Source organism: Bradyrhizobium sp. WBOS08 (assembly GCF_024585125.1).
Classification (GTDB): Bacteria; Pseudomonadota; Alphaproteobacteria; order Rhizobiales; family Xanthobacteraceae; genus Bradyrhizobium; species Bradyrhizobium japonicum_B.
The window spans coordinates 3,222,014-3,247,500 of sequence record NZ_CP028988.1 but is presented as its reverse complement, the minus strand read 5'-3'; the positions used below and the strand labels follow the sequence as shown (position 1 = coordinate 3,247,500).

Annotated in this window: 20 protein-coding genes, 2 tRNA genes, 2 rRNA genes and 1 riboswitch (1 of these 25 cut by a window edge); of the genes, 11 read left to right on the top strand and 13 right to left on the bottom strand. The window is 64.7% G+C overall.

What is annotated here, in order from left to right; genetic code table 11:
• The 4 genes from DCM80_RS15490 to DCM80_RS15475 all read right to left on the bottom strand — a co-directional run.
• Positions 1–98 (bottom strand): 23S ribosomal RNA (locus DCM80_RS15490) (it extends 2,748 nt beyond the left edge of the window).
• 403 nt (positions 99–501) lie between these two features.
• Positions 502–577, bottom strand: a tRNA-Ala gene (locus DCM80_RS15485).
• A 114-nt stretch (positions 578–691) separates the two neighbouring features.
• Positions 692–768 (bottom strand) — tRNA-Ile (locus tag DCM80_RS15480).
• 188 nt (positions 769–956) lie between these two features.
• Positions 957–2,445: ribosomal RNA gene (locus DCM80_RS15475) — 16S ribosomal RNA — on the bottom strand.
• The 16S and 23S rRNA genes sit together here with 2 tRNA genes alongside, the layout of an rRNA operon.
• Positions 2,446–3,437: 992 nt before the next feature.
• Between DCM80_RS15475 and DCM80_RS15470 the strand changes: the two genes are divergently transcribed.
• From DCM80_RS15470 to DCM80_RS15460, 3 genes are all read left to right on the top strand, one after another.
• Complete coding sequence (locus tag DCM80_RS15470) at positions 3,438–5,501, top strand: M23 family metallopeptidase (protein ID WP_257197790.1); 2,064 nt, start codon at positions 3,438–3,440, stop codon at positions 5,499–5,501.
• 169 nt (positions 5,502–5,670) lie between these two features.
• Positions 5,671–7,290, top strand: a complete 1,620-nt coding sequence (locus DCM80_RS15465; RefSeq protein ID WP_257197788.1) for an SMP-30/gluconolactonase/LRE family protein — start codon at positions 5,671–5,673, stop codon at positions 7,288–7,290.
• An 83-nt stretch (positions 7,291–7,373) separates the two neighbouring features.
• Positions 7,374–7,640 (top strand): hypothetical protein, encoded by a 267-nt coding sequence (locus tag DCM80_RS15460; protein ID WP_257197786.1) that lies wholly within the window; start codon positions 7,374–7,376, stop codon positions 7,638–7,640.
• An 84-nt stretch (positions 7,641–7,724) separates the two neighbouring features.
• Here the strand turns inward: DCM80_RS15460 and clpB are convergent, their stop codons facing one another.
• Entirely contained in the window at positions 7,725–10,364 is a 2,640-nt protein-coding gene (gene clpB / locus DCM80_RS15455) for an ATP-dependent chaperone ClpB (RefSeq protein WP_257197784.1), read from the bottom strand.
• Positions 10,365–10,602: 238 nt separating this feature from the next.
• Here clpB and DCM80_RS15450 point away from each other — a divergent pair, with 238 nt between their 5' ends.
• On the top strand, positions 10,603–11,391 hold the full coding sequence (locus DCM80_RS15450; protein WP_257197783.1) for an MOSC domain-containing protein: 789 nt from the start codon (positions 10,603–10,605) through the stop codon (positions 11,389–11,391).
• A 126-nt stretch (positions 11,392–11,517) separates the two neighbouring features.
• On the opposite strand, the gene DCM80_RS15445 is transcribed toward DCM80_RS15450, so the two are convergent.
• On the bottom strand, positions 11,518–12,270 hold the full coding sequence (locus tag DCM80_RS15445; protein ID WP_257197782.1) for a TIGR02594 family protein: 753 nt from the start codon (positions 12,268–12,270) through the stop codon (positions 11,518–11,520).
• 215 nt (positions 12,271–12,485) lie between these two features.
• Between DCM80_RS15445 and DCM80_RS15440 the strand changes: the two genes are divergently transcribed.
• On the top strand, positions 12,486–13,349 hold the full coding sequence (locus DCM80_RS15440) for an alpha/beta fold hydrolase (protein WP_257197781.1): 864 nt from the start codon (positions 12,486–12,488) through the stop codon (positions 13,347–13,349).
• Between the two features lie 137 nt (positions 13,350–13,486).
• Here the strand turns inward: DCM80_RS15440 and metW are convergent, their stop codons facing one another.
• Together metW and DCM80_RS15430 are read right to left on the bottom strand one after the other, a co-directional pair.
• Positions 13,487–14,149 carry a methionine biosynthesis protein MetW gene (gene metW, locus DCM80_RS15435; protein WP_257197779.1) on the bottom strand — a complete coding sequence of 221 codons (663 nt, stop codon included), beginning with the start codon at positions 14,147–14,149 and terminating at the stop codon, positions 13,487–13,489.
• A 2-nt stretch (positions 14,150–14,151) separates the two neighbouring features.
• Positions 14,152–15,357, bottom strand: a complete 1,206-nt coding sequence (locus DCM80_RS15430; RefSeq protein WP_257197953.1) for a homoserine O-acetyltransferase — start codon at positions 15,355–15,357, stop codon at positions 14,152–14,154.
• A gap of 91 nt (positions 15,358–15,448) precedes the next feature.
• Positions 15,449–15,528: riboswitch (SAM riboswitch) on the bottom strand.
• Positions 15,529–15,685: 157 nt separating this feature from the next.
• Here DCM80_RS15430 and DCM80_RS15425 point away from each other — a divergent pair.
• Genes DCM80_RS15425 through DCM80_RS15415 form a run of 3 tightly spaced genes read left to right on the top strand, consistent with a single transcriptional unit; the run spans position 15,686 to position 18,600 of the window.
• Positions 15,686–16,534 (top strand): chorismate mutase, encoded by an 849-nt coding sequence (locus DCM80_RS15425; RefSeq protein WP_257197778.1) that lies wholly within the window; start codon positions 15,686–15,688, stop codon positions 16,532–16,534.
• A 36-nt stretch (positions 16,535–16,570) separates the two neighbouring features.
• Positions 16,571–17,668 carry a histidinol-phosphate transaminase gene (gene hisC, locus DCM80_RS15420; RefSeq protein ID WP_257197776.1) on the top strand — a complete coding sequence of 366 codons (1,098 nt, stop codon included), beginning with the start codon at positions 16,571–16,573 and terminating at the stop codon, positions 17,666–17,668.
• Positions 17,665–18,600 (top strand): prephenate/arogenate dehydrogenase family protein, encoded by a 936-nt coding sequence (locus DCM80_RS15415; protein ID WP_257176293.1) that lies wholly within the window; start codon positions 17,665–17,667, stop codon positions 18,598–18,600. Before hisC ends, DCM80_RS15415 begins: the two co-directional genes overlap by 4 nt.
• A gap of 123 nt (positions 18,601–18,723) precedes the next feature.
• On the opposite strand, the gene DCM80_RS15410 is transcribed toward DCM80_RS15415, so the two are convergent.
• Entirely contained in the window at positions 18,724–19,908 is a 1,185-nt protein-coding gene (locus DCM80_RS15410) for a DUF2125 domain-containing protein (protein ID WP_257176292.1), read from the bottom strand.
• Between the two features lie 110 nt (positions 19,909–20,018).
• Between DCM80_RS15410 and DCM80_RS15405 the strand changes: the two genes are divergently transcribed.
• Positions 20,019–20,627, top strand: coding sequence for a gamma-glutamylcyclotransferase (locus DCM80_RS15405; RefSeq protein ID WP_257197775.1), 609 nt, complete (start codon positions 20,019–20,021; stop codon positions 20,625–20,627).
• On the opposite strand, the gene DCM80_RS15400 is transcribed toward DCM80_RS15405, so the two are convergent.
• The 4 genes from DCM80_RS15400 to ftsE form a co-directional block, all read right to left on the bottom strand.
• Positions 20,624–21,394 (bottom strand): 1-acyl-sn-glycerol-3-phosphate acyltransferase, encoded by a 771-nt coding sequence (locus tag DCM80_RS15400; protein ID WP_257197773.1) that lies wholly within the window; start codon positions 21,392–21,394, stop codon positions 20,624–20,626. The two genes, DCM80_RS15405 and DCM80_RS15400, sit on opposite strands and share 4 nt — an antisense overlap.
• A gap of 59 nt (positions 21,395–21,453) precedes the next feature.
• Positions 21,454–22,158, bottom strand: a complete 705-nt coding sequence (locus DCM80_RS15395) for a YdcF family protein (protein ID WP_257197772.1) — start codon at positions 22,156–22,158, stop codon at positions 21,454–21,456.
• 72 nt (positions 22,159–22,230) lie between these two features.
• Positions 22,231–23,199: an ABC transporter permease gene (locus DCM80_RS15390; RefSeq protein WP_257197770.1), complete on the bottom strand. Its 969-nt coding sequence runs from the start codon at positions 23,197–23,199 to the stop codon at positions 22,231–22,233.
• Positions 23,192–23,851: a cell division ATP-binding protein FtsE gene (ftsE, locus tag DCM80_RS15385; RefSeq protein ID WP_018646542.1), complete on the bottom strand. Its 660-nt coding sequence runs from the start codon at positions 23,849–23,851 to the stop codon at positions 23,192–23,194. Before ftsE ends, DCM80_RS15390 begins: the two co-directional genes overlap by 8 nt.
• A gap of 200 nt (positions 23,852–24,051) precedes the next feature.
• Here ftsE and DCM80_RS15380 point away from each other — a divergent pair, with 200 nt between their 5' ends.
• Entirely contained in the window at positions 24,052–24,930 is an 879-nt protein-coding gene (locus tag DCM80_RS15380; protein WP_257197769.1) for an MJ0042-type zinc finger domain-containing protein, read from the top strand.
• Between the two features lie 42 nt (positions 24,931–24,972).
• Positions 24,973–25,347: a response regulator gene (locus DCM80_RS15375; protein WP_194405855.1), complete on the top strand. Its 375-nt coding sequence runs from the start codon at positions 24,973–24,975 to the stop codon at positions 25,345–25,347.
• Positions 25,348–25,487: the final 140 nt, after the last annotated feature.

Here is a 25,487-nt window from a genome sequence, read left to right as displayed (position 1 = left end):
GCTTCTTCGCAGCTCCCCACGGCTTATCGCAGCGTAGCACGTCCTTCATCGCCTCTCAGCGCCAAGGCATCCACCGAACACCCTTAAGGCACTTGATTGCTCTCATTATCAATGTCCACACACTCGGCAGAATGTTGTCTGCAGAATTACCAAGAGACCGAAATCTCTAAGGCGCGCGCCCTCGATGAACGCTATCTGCAGCCGGACATTGACTAGAAAGACCAGCTTGCTTCGTAAGATCGTTCCGATAGCGAGGCGGTCAAGCTTCGCTAAAAGGATCATTTTACAACTCGATGGCCAACCTTGCGGCTGGACGCGAGCGCCGAAAATGATCCGGAGATAATGAAGTCTCGCGTGGCAATTGCTTGCCGCACGATCCAACTCGGATCGATCTCCTCTTTACGATGTCAGAAATCACGCATCTTGCTGTCTATCCAGACTAGCAGGATGCGAAGTGATGTTTCGCGGACGACGGTACAAGATCTCGGTGATCAAACCATCTGGTGGAGCCAGACGGGATCGAACCGACGACCTCATGCTTGCAAAGCACGCGCTCTCCCAGCTGAGCTATGGCCCCGTAACCAGAAGACGAAGCGCCTCTCAAAAGTCCGACGTCGCCCTTCGGGCTATGCCGGACACGCTTCGCTTCATGTCTTGCGTGGCGGTGCCACGCGAAGCCACCGGCGAAGCGTGGTGGGCCTGGGAAGACTTGAACTTCCGACCTCACGCTTATCAAGCGCGCGCTCTAACCAACTGAGCTACAAGCCCCTAACGCTTATCCTGTTAAGGACCAGGGATTCTGCAAGCCTGCAGCCCCAGCGCGTGTTCGTCCGCGAAGAAAGAGAAACGTAGACGGCGAAATCCCGCCAATGCAGCTCAACGATCTGGCGATCTGTTGGCCACTGATGTTTCTAAAACGGTTCGATAGAAGCAAGCTTCTGAAGAACCATCCTTAGAAAGGAGGTGATCCAGCCGCAGGTTCCCCTACGGCTACCTTGTTACGACTTCACCCCAGTCGCTGACCCTACCGTGGCCGGCTGCCTCCCTTGCGGGTTAGCGCACCGTCTTCAGGTAAAACCAACTCCCATGGTGTGACGGGCGGTGTGTACAAGGCCCGGGAACGTATTCACCGTGGCGTGCTGATCCACGATTACTAGCGATTCCAACTTCATGGGCTCGAGTTGCAGAGCCCAATCCGAACTGAGACGGCTTTTTGAGATTTGCGAAGGGTCGCCCCTTAGCATCCCATTGTCACCGCCATTGTAGCACGTGTGTAGCCCAGCCCGTAAGGGCCATGAGGACTTGACGTCATCCCCACCTTCCTCGCGGCTTATCACCGGCAGTCTCCTTAGAGTGCTCAACTAAATGGTAGCAACTAAGGACGGGGGTTGCGCTCGTTGCGGGACTTAACCCAACATCTCACGACACGAGCTGACGACAGCCATGCAGCACCTGTGCTCCAGGCTCCGAAGAGAGGGTCACATCTCTGCGACCGGTCCTGGACATGTCAAGGGCTGGTAAGGTTCTGCGCGTTGCGTCGAATTAAACCACATGCTCCACCGCTTGTGCGGGCCCCCGTCAATTCCTTTGAGTTTTAATCTTGCGACCGTACTCCCCAGGCGGAATGCTTAAAGCGTTAGCTGCGCCACTAGTGAGTAAACCCACTAACGGCTGGCATTCATCGTTTACGGCGTGGACTACCAGGGTATCTAATCCTGTTTGCTCCCCACGCTTTCGTGCCTCAGCGTCAGTATCGGGCCAGTGAGCCGCCTTCGCCACTGGTGTTCTTGCGAATATCTACGAATTTCACCTCTACACTCGCAGTTCCACTCACCTCTCCCGAACTCAAGATCTTCAGTATCAAAGGCAGTTCTGGAGTTGAGCTCCAGGATTTCACCCCTGACTTAAAGACCCGCCTACGCACCCTTTACGCCCAGTGATTCCGAGCAACGCTAGCCCCCTTCGTATTACCGCGGCTGCTGGCACGAAGTTAGCCGGGGCTTATTCTTGCGGTACCGTCATTATCTTCCCGCACAAAAGAGCTTTACAACCCTAGGGCCTTCATCACTCACGCGGCATGGCTGGATCAGGGTTGCCCCCATTGTCCAATATTCCCCACTGCTGCCTCCCGTAGGAGTTTGGGCCGTGTCTCAGTCCCAATGTGGCTGATCATCCTCTCAGACCAGCTACTGATCGTCGCCTTGGTAGGCCATTACCCTACCAACTAGCTAATCAGACGCGGGCCGATCTTTCGGCGATAAATCTTTCCCCGTAAGGGCTTATCCGGTATTAGCACAAGTTTCCCTGTGTTGTTCCGAACCAAAAGGTACGTTCCCACGCGTTACTCACCCGTCTGCCGCTGACGTATTGCTACGCCCGCTCGACTTGCATGTGTTAAGCCTGCCGCCAGCGTTCGCTCTGAGCCAGGATCAAACTCTCAAGTTGGACTTGAACTTTGAACCGGCTGATCACAACGTTTGACGAGGTCCCACCATTTTTCGTCGACCGAAATCGACGAGCTGCCTGCGATTCACATCGCTGGCAACGATGGTGTAACCTTTGAAACGTGTACCGCCGAAGTCTTTCGTCCGGTCTCGATCAGAAAAGCCGAAGCTTTCCAGAAGCGAGACCCGCAAGGACTCCGCCGTCCACGTTTCTCTTTCTTCATCTTCACTTGTCAAACAGCCCGGGACCAGGAGGCCCCAACCTTCCCTAGGTGGGAAGGGTTCCGACACCCTCACCGACGATGGATGAACTCCAACCGACTTGTGTCGGCTGTTGTGTCACTCAACAAGGTGAGGAGCATCAGTGGCGCGTTCGCTCGCCTTGGTCAGTGACCCGGCGGCGCCGCGCTCAGTGGTTGGGGTTATAGGCCCCACCTTCCGGGCTGTCAACGCCAATCGTCAACAAATCGTCGCACAGTGGATCGGGGAAAATAATTACACGTTTCCAGCCAGTTAGACGGGCCGCAAAGAGCCCGACCGGCGCGGTCCGGCGAAAAATCTGAAAAAAAGTTTGGCCTCCACGGGCCCCGGGAAGGGCTCCGGGGGCGGCTTGCCGCGCCCCCTCGGCGCGGTCGCCGGCGACCGCCCATTCAGGAAACTTTTTCCATGACAGGCGCCGTACTTGAGCCACAATCCCGCGGCGTTCTGGTAGTAGACAAGCTTGAATCGCGGGGATGCCAGTGGGGGCTGCCGGCGGTTTTCATGGGGTCAGAGGAAGGCGATCTTGCAGATGACGCGGCCTTCCCCGGACATTCGAGAGACATCGAGAGAGCTTTTTCCGTCCAGCTGTTCGTAATTTCGGCCGGTCCCCGTCGGGGGCCTTCTGAGCGCGGGCGCCTGTGCGGCTTGCCTTTTCCGGCGATGCCCCTTCAAGAGGGCGACGAGGACGAGGTTCGGGACCAGGCTTCTTGGGTCGTTGATTGGGGGACTTGAGTGAACCACAGGACGTCACGCGGCGCTTACGGGCGTGAGACCGGGATCATCGATCTCGGCCACGAGCCGCCGCTGTCGGTCGACGGTTCTGAAGCCGCCGTGATCGACCGCCGCCGCGTCTCCGTGCAATGGTTCAGCGGCACGATCTTGACCGGACTCTGCGGCGCAGCCCTGATCGGCGGCGCCGTTTTCGCATCTCTCGACGGCGAGATGACCTTCGCCAAGGTGCCGGAGCGGGTCGAGGGCGCGCTGCGCGGCGCCTTCGGTGCCGCCGACCGCGCCGCCACGCTGCACAAGAGCGACCGCCTGCCGCCACCGAGCGAATCCACGGCGTCCCGCAACATCGTGCGCGTCTCCACGGTCGCCCGCGTCGGCAACCGCGACGTGATGCGGGTGCGCCCGTTCGTTCGCATCGCCGGCAATTTGTCGATGACGACGAGCGATCTGTCGGCGAAAATTCCGCCGTTCAACGCCCAGCGCCTGCTCACCGATGTCGGCTCCGATCCGAAGGCGGCCGCGGAAGACCCGAACAATCCGGAAGCCGTCGAGCCCGACGCGGAGGTCTCCTTCGTCACCAAGGACCTGTCGCCGGTGCTGCCGAAGGCGAAGATTTCCGCGGTGGTGGCGCTCGACGACATCCTGATGCGGGTCCGCGACGCCGCCAATTGGCGCGGCAATGGCGGGGTGCGCTACGCCTCGCTCGCCAATGCCGCCGCCGACATCTCCGGCGCGACCGGCCCCTCCGACATCAGGACCGCCTACGCCGCCGAAGCCTCGCCGTCCGATCCCTATGCCGGCTTCGAGACGCGCGTGGTGCCGGAAAACGTCACGTTGCTGCCCAAGACCAAGGAGCAGATCACCGGCGGCAATCCCAACGGCGAACGCATCCATCTGGTCAAGAAGGGCGACAGCGTCGCCGGCGTGCTGCGCGATCTCGGCGCCACGCCCGAGGAGATCAAGGCGATCACCGCGACGCTCGGGCCCCGCGGCCGCGACGGCGGCCTCAAGGAGGGCGAGAAGCTCCGCATCCTGATGGCGCCCGCAAGTCCCGGCGCCCGCCTCCAGCCCTACCGCGTCGTCGTCGCCAACGAGACCAAGGTCGAGGCGATCGCGGCGCTGTCCGATCTCGGCAGATACGTCGCGGTCGACGTCTCCAGCATGAACACTGCCGCCGACGCCGCGGCGAGCGCCAGCAGCGACGACGATGACGAGGATGACGGCTCCGGCGTGCGGCTGTACCAGAGCATCTACGAGACCGCGATGCGCAACAAGGTGCCGATGCCGGTCATCGAGGACATGATCAAGATCTACTCCTACGACGTCGACTTCCAGCGCAAGGTGCAGCCGGGCGATTCCTTCGACGTGTTCTACGCCGGCGAAGACGAGGGCGTGACCTCGATCGAAAAGAACGACGTGCTGTTCGCCTCCCTCACCGTCGGCGGCGAGACCAAGAAATACTACCGCTACCAGAGTCCCGACGACGGCGTCGTCGATTATTACGACGAGACCGGCAAGAGCGCGAAGAAGTTCCTGGTCAGGAAGCCGATCAACAACGCCATCATGCGCTCCGGCTTCGGCGGCCGCCGCCACCCGATCCTCGGCTATGTGAAGATGCACACCGGCGTCGACTGGGCCACCGCCTACGGCACCCCGATCTTCGCCTCCGGCAACGGCGTGATCGAGAAGGCCGGCCCCGAGGGCGGCTACGGCAAGTACATCCGCATCAAGCATTCCAACGGCTACGAGACCGCCTACGGTCACATGTCGGCCTTCGCCAAGGGCATGGAGGCGGGCAAGAAGGTGCGCCAGGGCCAGGTGATCGGCTTCGTCGGCTCGACCGGCCAGTCGACCGGCCCGCATGTCCATTACGAGATCCTGGTCAACGGCCGCTTCGTCGACCCGATGCGCGTGAAGCTGCCGCGCGGCCGGTCGCTCGAGGGCCCGATGCTGGCAAGCTTCGAGAAGGAGCGCGACCGGCTCGAGGGCATGATGAGCGGCCGCGGCGGCGCCATCGCGCGCATGTCGGACGCCACCGGCGGCCCGCTGCAGGTCACTAACCGGTAAGTCACCAACCGCTAAGCCGGCATCGGCCGTTATCGGCCGGACATTTTCAAACAGAATTTCAAACACAGACGCTGCGCAGCGAGGCCGCGTGGCAGCGTCACAACGTCAAGTTTCGTTTGCCAAAGCGGCGTGAGCGGCGAATACTTTCCAAAAAACGGGAGGTCTCGCCATGAACAACAGGCTCGCCTGCGCAGCCTTCGTCGCTGCATTTTTCACCGCGTCGAGCGCGTCAGCCGACGGTTGGGAAGTGACAAAACTCGTGCCCGGCTCCGCATTCCATGGCGTGCACGGCCTCGGTGTCGACAAGGCCGGCCATCTGTTTGCCGGCAGCGTCGCCGGCGCGGCGCTCTACGAGGTCGACATCTCGGGCGGTACCGCCAAGGTTGCAATACCTTCTCCGATCGGCATGGCCGACGACATCGCGTTCGCGCCTGACGGCACCATGGCCTGGACCGGATTCTTGACCGGCGATCTCTATTCCCGAAAGGGTGACGGCCCGATCAAGAAGCTCGCGAGCGGCCTTCCCGGCATCAACTCGCTCGCCTTTCGCAAGGACGGCAGGCTTTACGCCACCACCGTTTTCCTCGGCGATACGCTCTACGAGATCGACGTCGAGGGTGTGAAGCCGCCGCGCCAGATCATGGAGAAGATGGGCGGCCTCAACGGCTTCGAGTTCGGTCCCGACGACAAGCTCTACGGTCCGCTCTGGTTCAAGGGCCAGGTCGCCAAGGTCGACGTCGACAAGGCCGAACTGACCGTCGTCGCCGAGGGCTTCAAGATCCCGGCCGCGGTGAACTTCGATTCCAAGGGCAACCTGTTCGTGATCGACACCGCGCTCGGCCAGCTCGTCCGGGTCGATCCCAAATCGGGCGGCAAGACCATTGTCGCGCAATTGAAGCCGTCGCTGGACAATCTCGCCATCGACGCCAAGGACCGCATCTACGTCTCCAACATGGCCGACAACGGCATTCAGGAGGTCGATCCCGCGACCGGCCAGGCCAGGCAGATCATCATCGGCAAGCTGGCTTTGCCCGGCGGCATCGGCGTCACTAGCGAGAACGGCAAGGATACGATCCACGTCGCCGACGTGTTCGCCTACCGCACGGTGAATGGGGCGACCGGCGAGGTCACCGAGAAGGCGCGCATGCACGCCGCGGGCACGACGCTCGAATATCCGATGAGCGCGACGGCGCACGGCAACGACGTGGTGCTGTCGAGCTGGTTCACCGGCACGGTGCAGGTGATCGACGCCAAGACCGGCACCACACGCGACATGCTGCACGGCTTCAAGGCGCCGCACGACGCCATCGTGCTCGCGGACGGCAGCATCCTGGTCGCCGAGCTCGGCACTAAATCGCTGGTCAAGGTGAGCGGCGAGCACGGCAAGGATCGCACCACGCTGATCGGTGACCTCGAAGGCCCGGTCGGGCTCGTCCGCGGCAAGACCGACGAGGTCTACGTCACCGAGGCCTTTGCCGGCACGGTGTCCCGGATCGACAGCAAGGGCGGGAAGACGGTGCTCGCCAAGGAGCTGAAAATGCCGGAAGGCATCGCGCGCAATCCCGATGGCCAATTGATCGTGGCGGAAGTCGGCGCCAAGCGGCTGATCGCGATCGCGCCGGACAGCGGCACGGTGACGGAGATCGCAGCCAACCTCCCGATCGGCCTCCCGGGTACGCCCGGCGGATTGCCGAGCAATATTCCGACGGGTGTTGCAGTCGGAGCGTCGGGCGTCATCTACTTCAGCTCGGACGTCGATAACGCCATCTACAAGGCCGCCAAGAAGTAGCCTTGGGTTGCACGCGTTGGCCGGGAACCGGTGGGCCGGTTCTCGGTTGGACGCTGACGAAGCCGACAGCAGGAGGGCTGCCCATGACGCACCTCTCACGCGACGATGTCGCCAAGGCGGTAGACGGCGCAGACGATGTCACCATTGCCCGGATTATCGGAACCGGCGCAACCGCCGAGGAGTTTGCAGAAGCCAGGGCCTGGCTCGCCAACGACGAGCCGATGATCAACGATTTGCGGCCGCTGGCGCAGGGCCGCGTTCGCGAGCTCGTCGATATTCTCTCTGATCTCGATGAAGACGACCAGGAGCAGGACCCTGTCGATCCCGGCTCCGCGTCAGCACTCGGTTAGCTAGCCGGCGGGCGGTCTGACCCGTCAAGCGCCCCGGAGAGGTCGGCCTCTCCGGGGCATCTGGTTGCTTTCGAACGCCAACCCTCAGTTCAGCTTGCGCTTCGCCACCGGCGCGTCGAACTGCGTAATCTCCGCGGTCTGCGGCGCCTTGCCGTTGAAGGTCAGCACGTTGCCTTCGGACGAGATCGCAACGCTGTCGCCGTCCCTGACGTCGCCGGCGAGGATCATCTCGGCCAGCGGGTCCTGCAGGTGGCGCTGGATGACGCGCTTCAGCGGACGTGCGCCGTAGGCGGGATCCCAGCCCTTGGCGGCGAGCCAGTCGCGGCCGGCCGCGTCGAGCGTCAGCGTGATCTTGCGATCGGTCAGCAGCTTCTGCAGCCGCGCGAACTGGATCTCGACGATCCGGCCCATCTCGCTGCGCTGCAGGCGGTGGAACAGGATGATCTCGTCGACGCGGTTGAGGAATTCGGGGCGGAAATGTCCGCGCACCATTCCCATCACCTGATCGCGCACGGCCGAGGTGTCCTCGCCCTCCGGCTGGTTCACCAGGAATTCCGAACCGAGGTTCGAGGTCATGATGATCAGCGTGTTGCGGAAGTCGACGGTGCGGCCCTGGCCGTCGGTCAGGCGGCCATCGTCGAGCACCTGCAACAGGACGTTGAAGACATCGGGATGCGCCTTCTCGATCTCGTCGAACAGCACGACCTGGTAAGGCCGGCGCCGAACCGCTTCGGTGAGCGCACCACCCTCGTCATAGCCGACATAGCCCGGAGGCGCGCCGATCAGCCGCGAGACCGAGTGCTTCTCCATGTACTCGGACATGTCGAGGCGGACCATCGCGGTCTCGTCGTTGAACAGGTATTCCGCCAAGGCTTTCGTGAGCTCGGTCTTGCCGACGCCGGTCGGGCCTAAGAACATGAACGAGCCGGTGGGGCGGTTCGGGTCCTGCAAGCCTGCGCGCGAGCGGCGGACGGCGGTTGCGACTGCACGCACGGCCTCGGCCTGGCCGACGACGCGTTGCCCCAACTGCTCCTCCATCTTGAGGAGCTTCTCCTTCTCGCCTTCCAGCATCTTGTCGACGGGCACGCCGGTCCAGCGCGAGACCACCTGCGCGATGTGGTTGGCGGTGACCGCCTCCTCCACCATCTCGCCGGCGTTCTCCTTGGCTTCGATATCGGCAAGCTGCTTCTCCAGTTGCGGAATGCTGCCATAGGCCAGCTCGCCCGCCTTCTGGAATTCGCCGCGCCGCTGCGCGTTGGCGAGTTCGACGCGCAGACCGTCGAGTTCGGCCTTCAGCTTCTGGGCGTCGGAGAGCTTGTTCTTCTCCGCGCTCCAGCGCGACGTCAGCGCAGCCGACTTCTCCTCGAGCTCGGCCAGGTCCTTCTCCAGCGTCTGGAGCCTGGACTTGGAGCCGGGATCGGTTTCCTTCTTCAGCGCTTCCTGCTCAATCTTGAGCCGGATGATCTCGCGGTCGAGCGAATCCAGCTCTTCCGGCTTGGAATCGACCTGCATCTTCAGCCGGGCGGCGGCCTCGTCCATGAGGTCGATCGCCTTGTCGGGCAGGAAGCGATCGGTGATGTAGCGGTTGGACAGGGTCGTCGCCGCGACCAGCGCGGAATCGGTGATCCGCACGCCGTGGTGCTGCTCGTACTTGTCCTTCAGCCCGCGCAGGATCGAGATGGTGTCCTCGACCGATGGCTCGCTGACGAAAATCGGCTGGAAGCGCCGCGCCAGCGCCGCATCCTTCTCGACGTGCTTCTGATACTCGTCGAGCGTGGTCGCGCCGATGCAATGCAGCTCGCCGCGCGCGAGCGCCGGCTTGAGCAGGTTGGAGGCGTCCATCGCGCCGTCGCCCTTGCCGGCGCCGATCAGCGTGTGCATCTCGTCGATGAACAGGATGAAGGTGCCCTCGCTCCCGGTCACCTCCTGGAGCACGGCCTTCAGCCGCTCCTCGAACTCACCGCGATATTTCGCACCGGCGATCAGCGCGCCGAGGTCGAGCGACAGCAACTTCTTGTCCTTCAGGCTCTCGGGCACGTCGCCATTGACGATGCGCAGCGCGAGGCCTTCGGCGATGGCGGTCTTGCCGACGCCGGGCTCGCCGATCAGGACGGGATTGTTCTTGGTCCGCCGCGACAGCACCTGAATGGTGCGGCGGATCTCCTCGTCGCGGCCGATGACCGGATCGAGCTTGCCGTCGCGCGCCGCCTGGGTCAGGTCGCGGGCATATTTCTTGAGCGCATCATAGGCGTTCTCGGCGGTCGCCGAGTCCGCGGTACGGCCCTTGCGCAACGCCTCGATCGCTGCGTTGAGGTTCTGCGGGGTGACGCCGCCCTTGTTCAGAATCGTGCCGGCTTCGCTGGACTTCTCCAACGTCAGGCCGAGCAGCAGCCGCTCGACGGTGACGAAGCTGTCGCCGGCCTTCTCGCCGGCCTTCTCGGCGGCGTCGAAGGTGCGGGCGAGCTCGGGTGCGAGGTAAATCTGGCCGGCGCCGCCGCCGGAAACCTTCGGCACCTTGCCGAGGGCGTCCTCGGTCGCCTTCAGGATTGCACGGGAATTGCCGCCGGCGCGGTCGATCAGGCCGGAAGCCAATCCCTCATTGTCGTCCAGCAGGACCTTCAGCATGTGCAAGGTCGAAAACTGCTGATGCCCCTCGCGCATCGCGAGCGACTGCGCGGACTGGATGAAGCCCCTGGAGCGTTCGGTATATTTCTCGATATTCATCTTTTCTGTCCCTCGGCCTGCCCTTGGGGCCCTCTGAGGCACCCCAATACGGCATCTTCATTGGGTTTCGACTGCCCGCATTGAGGAGTCTCAAGCGGGAACGGTGGTCTTTTGCCGGCTTGGCGCCGGCCTGAGGCAGATGTGGGCAGCGGTCCGGCGGAACGAAAGAGGCGCGTTCACAATTTCGTGCGCTTCTCGGCTGCTTGGCGCCGGCCGGCCGAATCCTCTAAGTAACGGCATGACAGCCAGCCAGACCGCCGAGATCACCGGCCTCTACCGCTACCCGGTCAAGGGCCTGACGCCGGAGCCGCTGCGCCGCGTTCCCTTGCGACCGGGCCAGACCCTGCCCGCCGACCGCCGCTACGCCATCGAGAACGGTCCGAGCGGTTTCGATCCTGAAGCGCCCGAATGGAAGCCGAAGATCCAGTTCCTGATGCTGGCACGCAATGAGCGGCTGGCCGAGCTCGACAGCCATTTCGACGACGCCAGCAATGTCCTGACCATACGCAGGGGCGGTCAGGTCGTGGCCAGCGGGGACCTGGAGACCGCGGCTGGGCGGGCGGCCATCGAGCGCTACGTCGCGGAGAACTTTCAGCCGGAACTCAAGGGCCCGCCGAAATTGCTGTCCGGCCGCGACCACAGCTTCTCCGACGTCGCCCGCAAGGTGGTCTCCATCATCAATCTCGGCAGTGTCCGCGCCATCGAGGCCATGCTGGGCGGCACCGCGGTGCATCCGCTGCGCTTCCGCGCCAATCTCTACGTGAAGGGCTGGCCGGCCTGGTCGGAGCTCGATCTCGTCGGCCAGACGCTTGCGATCGGACAGGCGCGGCTGAAGGTGGTCAAGCGCATCGTCCGCTGCCCCGCCACCAATGTGGACCCGGTGACGGCCAAGCGCGACCTCGAGATCCCGCCGACGCTCTCGCGCCATCTCGGCCACATGGACTGCGGCATCTATGCCGAGGTGATCGAAGGCGGCGAGATCGGCGTGGGCGATGCGATCATCGTGGAGCAGCCGAAGCTGCTGTGAGCTTGCGCCGCTGCCGTAGGGTGGGCAAAGCGAAGCGTGCCCACGCAATTTCAGCGACCGAACGAAATGGTGGGCACGGCGCAAGTGCGCCTTTGCCCACCCTACGAGACCGTCGCTGTCGTCACCTCAATTCGGCATCACATACGCATAGATCTTCCCGCGCGAGACCGGCGCCTCGCGGACGCGGTTGCCGTTGTTGCCGGAGATCATGATCGGATTGCCCTGCGCATCGATGCCGGTGACGATGCCGACATGGCCGCCGCGGCGACCGCGTGACATCACCGCGATGGCGCCGACCTGCGGACCGGAGACGCGCGTGCCGTAGCGCGCAAACGAACTCGCCATGTCCGATCCGGTGCCCTTATGACCGGTATGCTCCAGCACCATGTTCATGAAGCGCGCGCACCACAGCCTGCCGCGCCCGGTCGGATTGCCGCCGATGTAGCGCCGCGCCTCGGAGACGAGGCCCGATCCGCCGCCAAAGCCACCGCTGCTCGTGGCGTCATTCGCCATGCCGCCGTTCGCGCTCATCGCCGCGCGACGGCTTGCGCGCGTGACCATTCGACCGCCACCGGTGATGATCGTTCCACCATTGCCGCTCATGGCAGCGCCGGGGCTATTGGTGTTCGGATCATAGCTGGCAAAAGTGTCGCCGAACCCGCCCGCCTGAAGCTGCGCAGCGCTGCGCTCGAAGCGCGAACTGCGTGCATGGTGGCGGTGATGATGATGTCTGGCGTGGTGCACGTGAGCGTGCCGCTCTGCGCTATGACGATGATGCGGCCGCGCTGAGACCGGAGAACCGAATGCGGCAAGAGCCGCGGAGAAGATCGCCAGCGCAACAACACAACGCGACAGGCGAGACGCAAACAACTCAAACATTCTTCATCCTTCGTTGACACCCCACTTCCCGCCGGCCCGTGCAAGAGCCGACATCCGTCCGGCCGTTAAGCCGCCCGATGTGGCGAGAAAAAGACGCGGGTAGCCCGCGAATAGCTGCGATGATTTTGCGCCGACACTGGTCGATGCTGCCGCATTGCGGACAACAGCATTAACTGCGATCCTGCAAAGACGGCTTGAACAGAGGGAAACGGTTAATGCCCCACGCCAAGACCAGGGACGACGTCCGCATCTATTTCGAAGAGGCGGGTCAGGGAACGCCAATCATTTTTCTGCACGAGTTCGCGGCCGACTACACCAATTGGGAGCCGCAAATGCGTTACTTCTCGCGCGGCCACCGCTGCATCACCTATTCGGCGCGCGGCTACACGCCGTCGGACGTGCCCGAGGGCGAGGTCTACAGCTACACGCATTTCTATAGCGATGCGCTCGCGGTGCTCGATCATCTCGGAATCGAGCGCGCGCATCTCGTCGGCCTGTCGATGGGCGCCTATTCGTCGCTGCAGATCGGATTGAACGCGCCGCAGCGCGCGCTGTCGATGACGCTGGCCGGCGTCGGCTCGGGTTCGGAGCTGGAGAATTTGGAAGCCTGGCGCCAGCAGTGCCGCGCCAATGCCGAGCAGTTCGAGACGCTGGGCTCGCAAGAGGTCGCCAAAGTCACGCGCGAGGCGCCGAGCCGGATTCCGTTCCTGGTGAAAGATCCGCGCGGCCACGCCGATTTCTATGCCGCGCTGGCACGTCACGATGCCAAGGGTTCGGCGCGCACGATGCGCGGCTTCCAGGGCGGCCGTCCCTCGATCTACACGATGACGGATGCGATCAGGAAGGCGACGACGCCGGCACTGATCATCTGCGGCGACGAGGACGATCCGTGCGTGGGCCCGAGCCTGTTCGTGAAGAAGCACCTTCCCGCAGCGGGGCTGGCGATGTTTCCGAAGTCAGGCCACGTGCTCAATCTCGAAGAGCCCGCGCTGTTCAATGAAAGCGTCGAGCGGTTCGTGACGCTGGTGGAGGCGGGGCGCTGGCCGGCGCGGGATCCGCGCTCGCTGGTCCCACACTAGCTGTCATTCCGGGATGCGCCGAAGGCGCAGGCCCGGAATCCATCAGGCCGCAAACGCTGTCGCACGATGGATTCTCGGATGCGCAATTGCGCATCCTAGCTCGATGCTTCGCATCGCCCCGGAATGACGAAGAGAGACTACTTGCCCCCACCCCGGCTCAGCAGAAACACCGCCTGCTCGCCGAACATGTTCCACACCCACCAGGGCAGGTTCAGCGGCACCGGGCGGCCGTAGAGATCGAGCGCCACCGAACGTTCCATCTTGACGTTGATCTCGGCGCAGAGCTGCACGAAATCCTTGATGGTGCAGAAATGGATGTTGGCGGTGTCGTACCAGGTCGCCGGCAGGTTCTCGGTGCGCGGCATGTGGCCGCCGACCAGGAGCTGGAGCCGCATCTTCCAGAACCCGAAATTCGGGAACGAGACGATGGCTCTTCGGCCGATGCGCAGCAGATTCTCCAGCACCACGCGCGGCTGCCGCGTCGCCTGCAGCGTCTGCGACAGGATCACATAGTCGAAGGCGTCATCCGGATAGTTGACTAGGTCGGTGTCGGCGTCGCCCTGCACCACCGCAAGACCCTTGGCGACGCAGCGGTTGACGCCCTCGCGCGACAGCTCGATGCCGCGGCCGTCGATGCCGCGCGTCTCCAGCAGCTGCAACAGATCGCCCTCGCCGCAGCCGACATCGAGCACCTTCGAGCCCGGCTTGACCATCTCGGCGACCAGCAGGTGATCGGCGCGAAACTGGCCGGGCTGCCCCGCCGCAAGGCCGCCGAGCGGCAGCACTTCCTGTACAGACATCGCTAGCCGTCCTTCCTGCCGGTGAGCCCGCGCGCCTTGCCGGCCGATTGCAGGAAGGCGCGGGAGATGTCGAAGAATTCGGGCACGTCGAGCAGGAAGGCGTCGTGTCCGCGATCGGTCTCGATCTCCGCGAACGACACGCGCGCGCTCGAGGCGTTCAGCGCATGCACCAGCGCGCGCGATTCCGAGGTCGGAAACAGCCAGTCGCTGGTGAAGGAGACGACGCAGAAGCGGGTCTTGATGTCGGCGAACGCTTTCGCCAGCACCCCGCCATGGTCGGCCGCGATGTCGAAATAGTCCATCGCGCGCGTCAGATAGAGATAGGAGTTGGCATCGAAGCGCTCGACGAAGGAGGAGCCCTGGTAGCGCAGATAGGATTCGACCTGGAAGTCGGCGTCGAACGAAAAGGTCGGCAGCTCGCGATCCTGCATGCGCCGGCCGAACTTGCGATGCAGCGCCGCGTCGGAGAGATAGGTGATGTGCGCCGCCATGCGCGCCACCGCGAGCCCGCGATGCGGATGGATGCCGTGATCGGCATAGCCGCCGCCGTGCCAATCGGGATCGGCCATCACGGCCTGGCGGCCGAGCTCGTGGAAGGCGATGTTCTGCGCCGAGTGCCGCGTTGCGCAGGCGATCGCCAGCGCGGAGTACACGCGGCTAGGATAGGCCGCAGTCCATTGCAGCACCTGCATGCCGCCCATCGAGCCGCCGACGACCGCGAACAGCGTGTCGATGCCGAGCCGGTCGATCAGCATCGCCTGCGCGCGCACCATGTCGGGGATGGTGATGACGGGAAAATCGAGCCCCCAGACCTTGCCGGTGGCGGGATTGATCGACGCCGGCCCGGTCGAGCCCATGCAGCCGCCGATCACGTTGGAGCAGATGATGAAGTAGTGCTTGGGGTCGATGGGCCGACCGGGGCCGACCAGCGTCTCCCACCAGCCCGGCTTGCCGGTGACGGGATGGACATTGGCGACATGCTGATCGCCGGTCAGGGCATGGCAGATCAGGACCGCGTTGGAGCGATCGGCATTGAGCTCGCCATAGGTCTGGTAGGCGATCTGGAACGGTGAGAGATCGACGCCGCAATCGAGCCGCAGCGGCTGGTCGGCGCCGAAATGCGCAACCTGCGAGCTCGGATGATCCACCTCATGCGACCGCTCGTCGGCGCTGATCGCAGGACTCGGTATCGACTTGACGCCACCCATCTGACCATCGACCTCGTTTGCGATCAAACGCTTGATCGCCACTTGCATCAGGCCATGAAAAACCCGGCCTGAACGATAGGTTCGGCCGGGATCGGAAGCGTCCCCGGCCTGTTTAGCGAGTTTTTTAACGTGGCTGCAAGCCGGCCGGCTCAAATGACCACAGAACGGGCAAAAGCTACCGTCTTGGGCGGTTTTCGTCAAGTCGCGGCCCGGATCGGCTCAATTCGCCCCTGCCGCGTCGAAGGAGAAGGACGTCATTTCTCTTTGCTTTCGCCGCCCCGACTGCCTAATCAGGACATTCCCCATTCGAAACGATCGACAGCCAGACATGTCCCAACGTCCGCCCGCGCCGCCATCGCTGCAGGAACTGCGCAAGGAGATCGACGCGATCGACGAGGGCATGCATCGCCTGCTGATGCAGCGCGGCGACATCATCGACCGCCTGATCCAGGTGAAGCAGACCCAGGAGGTCGGCTCGGCGTTCCGGCCCGCGCGCGAGGCCGCGATGATGCGCGACCTCGTGCGGCGCCATCGCGGCATCCTGCCGCTCGACACGGTCGAAAGCATCTGGCGCGTCATCATCTCGACCTTCACCTATGTGCAGGCGCCGTTCTCCGTGCATGCCGACGTCTCGGTGAGCGAGCCGGCGATGCGCGATTCTGCGCGCTTCCATTTCGGCTTCACCGTGCCTTACGTCGCGCATTTCAGCGCGCAGGCCGCGGTGGAAGCGGCGGCAAAATCCAGGGGTGACCTGGCACTGGTCTCGGCGACCTCGAGCCGCACGCCGTGGTGGCTGGAGCTGGAAGCGGAGGGCGCGCCGAAGATCATCGCGCGAATGCCTTTCATCGAACGCGCCGACCATCCCGCCGCATTGCCGGTCTTCGCGATCTCGCGCGTCGCCGACAGCGCTTTGGTGACCGAGGTCGAGACCTTCAGCGTGCGCGTCTCCGGGTGGAACGCCGAGGTCGCGCGCGCGCTGTCGCCGCTCGCCGAGATCGTGGCGGTGCCCGATACCGCCTTCGACGGCGCAGCGCTGCTGGTCTCGGTCACAAGCGCGACCAGTATCGACAAGATCAGGGCTGCCCTGATCGAGGCGGGGGCCTCCGTGCGCTCCGTGGCCCTCGTCGGCAGCCACGCAACGCGCTATACGGTGCCCCCGACCGGGGCGAAATCGTAAACCGCGCACCACGCCCTGCCATTTTCGGAGTTCAAGATGTCCCGCCCCGTGCCGAATCCCGGCATTCTCGATATTGCGCCCTATACGCCCGGCAAGAGCCCGGTCGCCGAACCGGGCCGCAAGGTCTTCAAGCTGTCCGCCAACGAGACGCCGTTCGGGCCCTCGCCCATGGCGATCGAGGCGTTCAAGCGCGTGGCGGACCACCTGGAAGACTATCCGGAAGGCACCTCGCGCGTGCTGCGCGAGGCGATCGGCCGCTCCTTCGGGCTCGATCCCAACCGCATCATCTGCGGCGCCGGCTCGGACGAGATCCTCAATCTGCTCGCCCACACCTATCTCAGCCACGGCGACGAGGCGATCTCTACGACGCACGGCTTCCTGGTCTACCCGATCGCGACCATGGCGGTCGGCGCCAAGAACGTCATCGCGCAGGAGAAGGATCTCACCTGCGACGTCGATGCCATCCTCAAGGCGGTGACGCCGAAGACCAAGCTGGTCTGGCTCGCCAACCCCAACAACCCGACCGGCACTTACATCCCGTTCGACGAGGTCAAGCGGCTGCGCGCCGGCCTGCCCTCGCACGTGCTGCTGGTGCTGGACGCCGCCTATTGCGACTACGTCTCGCGCAACGACTACGAGATGGGGATCGAGCTCGTCGCCACCACCGAGAACACGGTGGTGACCCACACCTTCTCCAAGATCCACGGCCTCGCTGCGCTGCGTATCGGCTGGATGTTCGGCCCCGAGCACATCATCGACGCCGTCAACCGCATCCGCGGCCCCTTCAACGTGTCGACGCCGGCGATGTATGCCGCGGTCGCCGCGATCGAGGACACCGCGCATCAGGCGATGTCGAAGCAATTCACCGAGACCTGGCGCAACTGGCTGACCGAGGAGATCGGCAAGCTCGGATTGAAGGTGACGCCGAGCGTCGCCAATTTCGTGCTGATCCACTTTCCGACCGACAAGGGCAGGACCGCCGACGACGCCGACGCCTTCCTCACCAGGCGCGGCCTCGTGCTGCGCGGCCTGAAGAACTACGGCCTGCCGCATTCGCTGCGCATGACCATCGGCACCGAGGAGGCCAACCGCCTCGTGGTCGACGCCTTGCGCGACTTCTTGGCCGGCAAATGAGCGAGCAGGCGCATTTCCAGCGCATCGCGCTGATCGGCTTCGGCCTGATCGGCGGCTCGATCGCGCGCGCTGCGAAGCTCCAGGGCCTGGCTGGCGAGATCGTCACCACCGCGCGCTCGGAGAAGACGCGCGCGCGGGTGATGGAGCTTGGTATCGTCGACAAGGTGGTGGCGACCAATGCGGAAGCGGTGAAGGATGCCGATCTCGTCATCCTCTGCATTCCCGTCGGCGCCTGCGGGCCGGTGGCGCAGGAGATTGCCGCGCATTTGAAGCCCGGTGCTGTTGTCTCCGACGTCGGCTCGGTCAAGGGCGCGATCGTCAGGGACATGGCGCCACATCTGCCGAAGACCGTTCATTTCGTGCCGGCGCACCCGGTGGCGGGCACCGAGCATTCGGGGCCGGATTCAGGTTTCGCCGAGCTCTTCATCAACCGGTGGTGCATCCTGACCCCGCCCGAAGGCGTCGACGCCGCGGCGACCGATCGCCTGCGCGCGTTCTGGGCGGCGATGGGAGCCAAGGTCGAGGTGATGACGCCGGATCATCACGATCTCGTGCTCGCCATCACCAGCCATCTGCCGCATCTGATCGCCTACACCATCGTCGGCACCGCCGACGAGCTGGCGCAGGTGACGGAGTCGGAGGTCATCAAGTTCTCCGCCGGCGGCTTCCGCGATTTCACCCGCATCGCGGCCTCCGATCCGACGATGTGGCGCGACGTCTTCCTCGCCAACAAGGAGGCCGTGCTGGAGATGCTCGGCACCTTCACCGAGGATCTCGCCAAGCTCACGCGCGCGATCCGTCGCGGCGACGGCGAGGCGCTGTTCGACCACTTCACCCGCACCCGCGCCATCCGCCGCGGCATCGTCGAGATCGGCCAGGATTCGGCCGCGCCGGATTTCGGCCGGCCGCTTGCGGCGCTGAAGAAGCCGTAGCCTTCCGTCATTCCGGGGCGCCCGAAGGGTGAGCCCGGAATCCATCGGGCTACAGCGCACGCGGTGAAATGGATTCCGGGTTCGATGCTGCGCATCACCCCGGAATGACGAGACTGAAAATGATCAATACAGCGGCGGGATCTGGCCGACCTTGACCGGGCCGAGCAGCACGGCGCCGTCGACGAATTTCAGCGGGAAGCTGCGCGCCTTCTTGCCTTCGAGCGTGCTCTCGGTACCGATCGAGTTGATGCCGGCGGCGACGCCGGCATTGGCGTTCTGCTTGATGACCTTGCCGAGGCCCGGAACGGCGCGATCGAGCGCGCCGAACAGATTGGTGAGGTCCTGCGACTTCACGCCGGGCGCGACGCGGTCGAGCGTTGCCTGCGGCACGCCCTCCTCCAGCATCTTCTCGATGCCGAGCGCGGGGATCACGCGTTCGAGACCCGTCACCGTCATCTGCAATTCGCCGTCGAGCCGGCCGTTGGCCGAAAGGCCGAGCGTGCCGGCCGCGACCGCGATCATCTCGCCCTGCTGGATCCGCGACTGCACGATCTCGATGTGACCGCCGGCAGCCTGCATCTCGCGGAAGCGCTGCGGCCACGGCTTTGGCGTGAGGTCGGAGAGGCCGGTGACCCTGGCGCGCGTGTCCGCCTCGAACGGCTCGGCGAGCAGGGGATGAACGCCCTGAATGCTGCCCTGCGCGACGTGAAGCACGGTTTCGAGCACGGGATGATCGGCCGGCGAGCCGTCGGCAAGGCGGCCGTGCAGCTCGACCTGCTTGGCGCGCGCGAGCGGCACCTGCACGCTGCCGTCGAGGCGGTTGAGCGAGGGATCGTCGAACACGATGGAGGCGCGGTCCGGCACCGAGGGCAGGCCGACCACGCTGCTGCGGCCCTTGCTCCAGTTCACCACGAAGGTGTTTTGCGTGACGCCGTCGGTCAGCGTCGCGGGTGCGGAGAATTCGGCGATCACGAGCTTGGGATCGTAGACCTGGGCGACGACCAGGATGTTGTCAAGCTTGGCCGTGAACGGCGTCTTGCTTGCGTTCTGCGACACCAGGGACACGCTGGCGCCGGAGCACTGGATCTCGAAGCGGAACGGGAAGCCGGCGATCGAGCGCTTGGCGCAATCATAGATGCGGCCCGACTTGGCCTCCTGCGCCCGCCAGGCGTCTGCGGCCGTTTCGGCCCGCGAAGCCGCATAGAACCAGAAGCAGCTCCACGCGACGGCGAGGATCACGACGAGAATGGGTGCGACGAAAAGGCCCCAACGGGAGCGGCGGCCTGCGGCAACGGTCATATTGGACATGCGGCGACCCTTTGATCCCAGATTCAGGCAAATGTAAGCGTGGTGCGGCTGCGGCGAAAGGCGGAGAATTCGCTTCGCTTCGGCACATGGTTCTGGTAGCCGTGCCCGAAATGTCGGAAATCACCCTCCCCTCCGTCACCACCGCCAAAGGCGACCTCTGGGTGTTCGGCTATGGTTCGCTGATGTGGCGGCCGGGCTTCGACTTCGAGGAGCGCGTCCCGGCGCGGCTGGTCGGCGAGCATCGCGCGCTCTGTGTCTATTCCTTCGTGCATCGTGGCACTCCGGAGAAGCCGGGCCTGGTGCTCGGGCTCGACCGCGGTGGTGCCTGCCGCGGCATCGCCTTCCGCGTCGCTGAAAGAAGCCGCACCGAGGTCGTCGCTTACTTGCGCGCGCGCGAGCAGGTCACCTCGGTCTATCGCGAGGTGATGCGCTCGGTCTGGCTGGAGAACGACGCGCGCCAGCGCGTCTCCGCGCTCGCCTATGTCGTCGACCGCGGCCATGCGCAATATGCCGGCCGTCTCTCGCTCGCCGAGCAGCACCGTCATGTCCTCCAGGGCCATGGCCAGTCGGGCGCCAACCGCGACTATGTCACCGCGACGGTGAAGGCGATCGAGGCGGAAGGCTTTCGCGACACGCAGCTGCACCAGCTTGCATTGATGCTGCATGGCGATGCGCATTCCCTGCACGCGAGTCAAAACGAAGACCGCGAAAGCCGCTAGCCTGTCGGCGCGTAGCTCGGCGCCGAGCCGATCAATTGCTCCTGCTCCTTGCGGCCCGCTTCGACGAGGCGGCCGGTCGCATCTTCGATGACCGTCTGCACGCGGGAGAGAAACTCGTCCTTCGGCAGGCCCGGCGGCAACGGATCGAGGAACTCCACCACGAGCGTGCCGGGATAGCGCATGAAGGTGCGGCGGGGCCAGAACAGGCCGGAATTGAGCGCGACCGGCAGGCACGGCACGCCGCAGGACGAATAGATCTGCGCAAAGCCGGTCTTGTAATCCCGCGGCGCCCCGGGTGCGCGGCGCGTGCCTTCCGGAAAGATCACGAGTTGCCGGCCGCTGCGCACCGCCTCGCGCGCCCGCCGGGTCATGTCCAGGAGCGCCTTCACGCCGGCATTGCGATCGATCGCGATCATGCCGGTCTTGACCAGGAACTGGCCGAACACCGGGATCTGCATCAGCTGACGCTTGAGGATGAAGATCGGGCGGTCGAAGAAGCCCGGCAGCACGAAGGTCTCCCAGAACGACTGGTGCTTCGCCACGATCACCAGCGGCCCCTGCGGAATCTTCTCCGTGCCCCGGAATTCCACCTTGATGTTGCAGACCACCCGCATCAGGACCAATGTCGCCTTCGCCCACCATTCGGCGACCGTCAGCATGGCGCGTGGCGGCAATGCGAAGGTCGGCAGCGCAACGATCGCAAGACACACCAGCACGGCATAGAACAGCACGTTGAACACGAGCGAGCGCAGGAAAATCAGGAACATCGACGGTCCATCAATTTGCCGGTCAATTGGCGTCTCAAATTGGCATGTCAATTGGCGTGTCAATTGGCCTGGGCGGTGGCGGGCCGCTTTGGCTGCCGGCCTGCAGGCTGCTCCGATATCTCGGGCCAAAGGTCAATCCCGAAATCCTCCAGCCGCACCCTGACCTCGGCCGCGAGGTACTTGACATATTCCGACAGCAGCAGCCGTAAGGTGGACGGCGAGGTCCACCACGGCTCCTCGCGCCATTTTTCGCCGACCACCGCGAACGGGATCAGCGCCGTCTCGGGCATCGCGTGCGAGAATTCCACCAGCGCGCGCGGCATGTGGTAGTTCGAAGTGACCACGATCAGCGACTTGAAGCGGCGCCCTTCGGCCCAGCGCCGCGCCTCCGCCGCGTTGCCGCGGGTCGAGAGCGCGGTGCGGTCGAGATCGACGCAACAGGTCATGAAGGACTGGTTTTCCGGCAACGTCCTGGAGATGTCGTGCGCCGTCGAGGTCGGATGCACGCCGGAGATCAACAGTCGCCTGCCGTAGCCGGCGGCGAGCAGCTCCATCGCGTCCGACACCCGCGAGGAGCCGCCGGTCAGGACCACGATGCCGTCAGCCTTGCGGCTCGGTGCGATCTCGGCGCCGCGCAATTGCGACAGGAACGCGACGAAGCCCGCCGCGGCGCCGACGAAGGCCAGCGCAATCGCCGACACGATTGCCGCGCGCAGCCAGCCGCGCGGCAGTTTCGGCGATCGATCGTCGGTCGGCGAGGTCATGCGATGTCGGTGATCCCTTTCCTGACTGATTTTAGGATGTTTTGAGGCGAAGTGGAGTCCGGTATCTCAACCCTAGTCGACGTCGTTCAAGGTCGCGAACAGCGTCTGGCGCGAGGCCACCGCGGTGATGGCGCCGATCAGCACGGCCTGGACCGCAAGCACGATGTAGCCGGATGGCCGCAGCGAGAAGGTGCCGAGCAGCGCGGCGAACTGGTCGCCGACGGGGGTACCGGAAAACCAGCCGGCGATCGACTCGGAGAAGCCGAACACCAGCATGGCGGCGCCGCCGCCGATCACGCCGCCCTCAAGCCCCAGCCGGAGGAAATGACGCAGGAAGTGATTGGCGATGTAACGGTCGCCGGCGCCGACGAAGTGCAGCACCTCGACGATCGGGCGGTTCGCCGCCATGGCGCCGCGGGTCGCGAACGAGACGGAGATGATCGTGGCGACGATGACGAGCGCGAGGATACCGAGGCCGGCGAGCACGGTGGCATTGGTCATCGAGCGCATCCGCTCGATCCAGGCGCGATGATCGTCGACGCTGGCGCCCGGCGCGACCTGGTTCACCCGAGCGCGCAGGGCCTCGAGATCGAGCGGCGTGCTGGGTTGCACGCGCGCGATGATCATGCGCGGCACCGGCAGATCGTCCATCGACAACCCAGTGCCGAGCCAGGGTTCGAGCAGCTTGCCGCTCTCCTCCTTGCTGAACGGCTTGACCTCGACGATTCCGGCTTGCGCGCGCATCGCCTCGGTCACCGCTGCGGTGTCGCGTTCGAGATCGCGCCCGGTTTGCGGGCGAACCTGGATGGTGATCTCGCTCGCGACGTCCGACTGCCATTCCGCGGCGGAGGCGCTGACCAGCAGCACGGTGCCCGTGGCCATCGACGCGAGGAAGGTCATGATGGCGACGACGGCGACCAGGGCCCGACCCTGGATCGAGGCGCGCGGCACGATCGGCGACATGTTGCGCGCCTTGGCCGGCAGCTGCGGACGCTCCTGCCCGAGGTCGACCAGCACGCCGCGCTCGTCGGTCCTACTCATAGACGTGCAACCGTCCCTGGTGCAGCACCAGCCGCCGCGCCTCATACTGGTCCATCAGGCCGATGTCGTGGGTCGCGATGATGACGGCGGTGCCCGATTTGTTGAGCTCGATGAAGAGCCGCAGCAGGCGGCGTCCGAGCGTCGGATCGACGCTGCCGGTGGGCTCGTCCGCGAGCAGCAGCTGCGGCCGCGAGATCACGGCGCGCGCGATCGCCGCGCGCTGCTTCTCGCCGCCCGACAGGATCGGCGGCAGTGCGTCCATGCGGTCACCAAGCCCGACCCAGCGCAACAGGTCGATCACCTCCTTGCGGTAGCTCGACTCGCTGCGGCCCATGACGCGGAACGGCAGCGCGACGTTCTCATAGGTCGTCATGTGATCGAGCAGGCGGAAATCCTGCAGCACGATGCCGATGCGCTTGCGCAAGTCCGCGATCTCGTCCTTGCCGAGCTGCGAGATGTCGTGGCCGAACAGATTGACGAGGCCCCGCGTCGGCCGATGCGACAGGAACAACAGGCGCAGCAACGAGGTCTTCCCGGCGCCCGACGGGCCGGTGAGGAACTGGAACGAGTGCGCCGGGATCTGGAAGCTGAGGTCGCGCAGGATCTCCGGCCCCAGGCCGTAACGCAATCCGACATTTTCGAACCGAACCAAGTTCAGCTCCGTTCGAGAGGGGGCGCGGGTCGCGTGGCTGCGCTCCGCCAGCGCGATCAACGGGTTTTGCCGCCGTTATGGTTTCCGGTTCGTTAACGGTCGGCCAGTAGCATATTGGCAGCATCCTGGCCGCCCGGTTCTTCCGGCGGGGTCATGGTCAAGACCTCGCTCAATCCTGGTTCATGCATCAAGGCTCGTCCATGCATATCGTCTGCCCCCATTGTATGACATCCTACGCCATCAAGCTCGCGAGCCTTGGGGCGAACGGACGGGCGGTCCGCTGTTCCCGCTGCAAGGAGACCTGGATCGCCCATGCCGAGGATGCCATCGAGGAGGCGTCCGTCCCGGCCATGGCGGCAGCCAGTCAGGCTGACGACCAGTCCGACCTCGCCGAGCAGTGGAATTCCTATGCCGCGGACGACAGCGCCACCGATGCGCCTGTCGTCGACAGCCCTTCGATCGCCAGTGACTGGCCCGAGGAAGAAGTCAAGGAAACCGAGGACGAGTGGTCGGCGGCAGCCCGCGAGGCCGAGCAGGAGGTCGCCGGCGCGCAGCACCATTCCTGGTTCCGCGGCCTGTTCCGCCGCCGCGGTGCGCGGGTCAGCCGCCCGGGGGCCATTGCTGCCCCGCGAAAATCCTATTTCGGCTTGCCGACCGCCTGTGCCGCCATGGGCGCGCTGGTGCTGGCGCTGGTGATCTGGCGCGGCGACATGGTCCGGCTGCTGCCGCAGACGGCGGCATTCTACAAGCTGGTCGGGCTCGAGGTGAACCTGCGGGGCCTCGCCTTCAAGGACGTGAAGCTGTCCAGCGAGACCGTGGACGGTAAGCAGGTGCTGGTGATCGAGGGCATGATCGTCGGCGAGGGCAAGAAGCCGCTCGACATCCCGCGGCTGCGCTTTGCCGTGCGCGACGCCCAAGGAGCGGAGATCTACGCCTGGAACGCGGTGCTGGAGCAGACCGTGCTGCGGCCCGGCGAGCGCGCCTTCTTCCGCTCGCGTCTCGCCTCGCCGCCGCCGGAGGGCCGCAATATCGACGTCCGCTTCTTCAACCGGCGCGACATTGCCGGCGGCAGCGTATAATCAGCCTCGCAAGCCCGCGGAGTTGATCCCAAGGTTCCTCTCATGCCGAAAATCCTGATCGCCGACGACGAGGATTCGATGCGCACGCTGGTGGCGCGCGCCATTGCCATGGACGGCCACGAGACCGTCACCGCGCAAGACGGTGCCGAGGCGCTGGAGATCCTCAGTCGCGAGGACGGCGCCTTCGACCTGCTGCTCACCGATATCCAGATGCCCGTGATGGACGGCATCGCGCTGGCGCTCTCCGCCGCTCGCGACTTTCCCGATCTGACCATCTTGCTGATGACCGGCTTTGCCGACCAGCGCGAGCGCGCCTCGAACCTCAATGCGCTGGTGCACGACGTCGTGACAAAGCCGTTCTCGGTCGCCGACATCCGCACCGCCGTGGCGGACGCACTGGCGGCGAAGAAGGGATAGCGCGGCGGGGTAGCTGTCGTCCTACACTCCGCCGTCATGCCCCGCGCAGGCGGGGCATCCAGTACGCCGCGGCAGATGTGGCGAGAGCGTGCTCTTTGATGCCGGCCTCTGGAATACTGGATCGCCCGCCTTCGCGGGCG